The organism is Mesorhizobium sp. M7D.F.Ca.US.004.03.1.1 (genome assembly GCF_003998635.1).
GTDB lineage: Bacteria > Pseudomonadota > Alphaproteobacteria > Rhizobiales > Rhizobiaceae > Mesorhizobium > Mesorhizobium loti.
On the sequence record NZ_RZQG01000621.1, the window covers coordinates 1 to 3598 of the forward strand.

Here is a 3598-nt window from a genome sequence, read left to right on the forward strand (position 1 = left end):
GACGCGCATGGTGAGATAAAGCCCAATCGGCGCCAGCGGCCAGATCAGCCACGGATGCGGATAAAGCTCGCGCACCGCGACACTATCCATGTAGAGCGCCAGAACCAGCGCCGAGGAGAAGGCCGAGGCCATGCCGGCCTGGGCGACGATCTCCTGGTCTTCGGTGCGATAGCCGCGCCCGGCAATGCGCTCCCCAGGCGGAATGACGGTGGTGCGCAGTTCGACAAAGCGCTTCACCAGCGCCAGCGACAGGAAGAAGAAGATCGAGAAGGCAAGCAGCCAGAACGAGACATCGACGCCGGTCGCCGCCGCACCGGCCAGAACGCGAATGGTATAGAGACCGGCGAGCGTCAGCACGTCGACCAGCAGCATGCGCTTGAACGACAGCGAATAGGCCGTGGTGACGACCATGTAGCCGCCGAGCACAGCCAGGAATTCGGGCGGCAGAAACAGCCCCGTGCCGATGCCGATCGCCAAAAGCACCGCGATCGCGCCAAGCCCGAACGGGATCGATAGCGCACCGCTGGCGAACGGCCTGTTGCGCTTGGTGAGGTGCTTGCGGTCGAGCGCAAGGTCGAAGAAATCGTTGAGGATGTAGATGGCCGAGGCCACCGCGCTGAACGAGACGAATGCCAGCAGGCATTCCCAGATCATGTCCCAATTGAAGTATTCGTGCGAGAGCACCATCGGCACGGCGATCAGCGAGTTCTTCAGCCACTGATGCACGCGCAGCATCTTGACGATGGTCCGCAAATTCGGCTTCGGCGCCGGCATCGTCTCGGCGCCATGTGCTGCTTGCCAGCGCGCGGCATGACGGTCGGGTGCGACGACAATGGCGTTGCGCGCGGCGTCGAAGACCTGGAGATCATGGCGACTGTTGCCGGCGTAGTCGAAGCCGCCATCGCCATAGGCCGCGATCAGCGAGGCGCGCTTCCTGCCCGAGGTGAGATTGGCGAGACCGTCGGTGGCCAGCACCCGGTCGAATATGCCGAGATGGCTAGCGATTGCGTCTGCGAACTTGCGCGGCGTGCCGGTCGCCAGCACGATCTTGCGACCCTCGGCGTGCTCGGTCCGGAGGCGGCAAAGCAGCGCCTCGCGATAGGGCAGCGATGCCGGATCGATGTCGATGCGCTGCGCGATCGCCTGCTTCAGCCGCGCCGGCCCGCCGGCGGCCCAGAAAGGCACGAGGAAGATATAGAGCGGGTTCTTCTTGAGAAGGATGAACAGCCCTTCCCACAACAGGTCGGTCGCGATCAGCGTGCCATCGAGATCGACCGCAAGCGGTATTGCGTTCCTGTCCGACCGCGCATCCATGTCCGTCCTGCCCTGCCAGCGTATGATCCGGGAAACCGGAATCCCGTTGCGCGCCGCTTTTCGGCGTCTTGATGCTGGTATAGCGGGGGATGGCGTAGCGAACGTTAAAACGCCCGGTTGTAGGCGGCTGCCACCGCGGTATTTCCGGCGTCGTTGTTAAACAATCGCTACCGGAAACGATAAAAGGCCGAGCAAATTGCCCGGCCTTTCCAATCGTGCCGTCGGAATTACTTGATGCGGGCGACGCCGCCCGAGATTTCGACGGTTTCCGAACCGGTCAGGGCTTCGAGGTCGCCGTTCGGCAAGGTGACGAAACAGCCATTCGGGCAGAACTCAACCGTTTCGCCTCCGGCCAGCGCGAGGTCGGTCTTGCTGCCGCCCTCGGTCACGACCAGCGTGCGGGTCTCGGCGTCCTTGTTGACCGCGCTCGCGGCATGGGCCGAGCCGATGGCGGCGACCAGGGCGACGGCAGCGACGAGAGACTTCCACATGGTGCAATATCGGTGTTCCCACCGCCTCTGTTGCATTTCGCAAGGCATTTTCGCCTTTGCATGGGAGCTTATATGAGATGGAAGCTGAACCGCAACTGAATGCCGCATTCATGCCGCAATTGGTTTTCGGCGGGATTGCGGCCACAGATCCTGGGCCTAGTCCGGATCGGGTTTCTTGGTCTTGCGGGACTTGGCCAGTCGCTTCTTCTCCGCCTCGGCTTCGGCCTTCACCTGTTCCTGTTCGGCGAAGTCGGCCTCGATCTTGTCGTCGTCGGTCGGCCAGGCCTTGGGCTTGTGGATCTCGACGACGGCGCGCGGCGTCGAGGGAATTTCGATGTGCTCGCCGCTGAACCTTTCGAGCACGGCAAAACGGATGTCGTTTTGCGCGATGTTGCCGTTCATCACGTCGGCCAGGAACACGCGGATCTCGAACTCGAGCGCTGCTGTGCCGAAATTGGAAAACAGCACGAAGGGTTCGGGGTTCTTCAGCACCAGCGGGTGGCTGCGTGCGATCTCCAGCAGGATGGCATGAACCTGCTTGACGTCGCTGCCATAGGCGACGCCGACCTTGATGTCGACGCGGCCGAGCTTGTTGCGGTGCGTCCAGTTGCCGACGGCGTTGTTGATCAGGTTCGAATTGGGCAGAATCACCGACTGCCGCTGGAAGGTCTCGATCTCGGTGGCGCGCACGCTGATCTTCTTGACCGTTCCGCTGACATCGCCGGCGACGATCCAGTCGCCGACCTTGAACGGCCGCTCGGCCAAAAGGATCAGGCCGGAGACGAAATTGGACACCACATTCTGCAGGCCAAAACCGATACCGAGGGAAAGAGCACCGGCGACCAGAGCAAGACTGGACAGGTCGATGCCCGCCGCCGAGATGCCGACGAGGGCCGCAAGCGCGACGCCGGCATAGCCGACCGCCAGCCGGATCGAATTGCGCACCCCGGTATCGACCTTGCCGCGCGCCATCACCGAACCGTCGAGCCAGCCCTGGAACCAGCGCGTCAGGAAATAGCCGATGACGAAGACGACGATGCCCGAAAGGATGCCGGTGACCGAAATCGTCACCGAGCCGATATTGATCCCGGTTGCTAGCTTGTAGGCCCAGGCCTCGATGTCGCCAGGCTGGAAGCCCCACATCAGCAGGATCAACGGCAGGAACACCAGAACGATCATCACATTGATAGCGACGCTGACGACAAGGCCGAGCTGGTCGAGCGCGGTGTCCTCGTAGCTAGAATTGGCCGACAGCCAGCGCCCGACGGAGGTGTTGGCGAAAGCGCCCTCCTCGCCGATCGCCCGCGCCGACAGGAAGCCGATATAGGCGGTGATCAAGACGGTGCCCGTGACGACGACCTGCGAAGAGACAAACAGGCCAAGACCGATATAGCCGAGCAGTGCGGCGACTATGGTGAACAGGCCAAGCGCAAGTGATGTATATCGCAGCCACGCCGGCCACGGCCGCCAGCTTCCGTCACGCGCTTTGAAAGGCCTCAGCATCGCCATCAGGATCAGGATGACGCCGACGATGATGGTGGCGCCGAAACTGCGGGCGATGGTCAGCGAAAGCGGCGAGCCCATCTTGTCGTTAACGATCGACAGGAAATAGTTGAAGCCGATGACCACCGCCATGGCGGTCGTCAACCGCACCAGCCAGCGCGCCGGCCCCGTTTCGACCGGTATAAGGCGCCAGTTCGGCAGTCGCGGCGACAGTGCTGCATTGGTCAGCCGGTTAACGCAGAACACAACCCCGATGACGGCCGCCAGCGCATTGAGGAACAGACCAATGT

Annotated in this window: 3 protein-coding genes; all 3 read right to left on the reverse strand. The window is 62.5% G+C overall.

Annotated elements, in window-relative coordinates:
- Positions 1–1314: UbiA family prenyltransferase (locus tag EN935_RS26605; RefSeq protein ID WP_127373778.1), on the reverse strand; the 1314-nt coding region annotated here is incomplete at its 3' end.
- A gap of 227 nt (positions 1315–1541) precedes the next feature.
- On the reverse strand, positions 1542–1805 hold the full coding sequence (locus EN935_RS26610; protein WP_056596396.1) for a hypothetical protein: 264 nt from the start codon (positions 1803–1805) through the stop codon (positions 1542–1544).
- Positions 1806–1961: 156 nt separating this feature from the next.
- The coding region (locus EN935_RS26615) for a mechanosensitive ion channel domain-containing protein (RefSeq protein ID WP_164771360.1) at positions 1962–3598 on the reverse strand (1637 nt) is incomplete at its 5' end.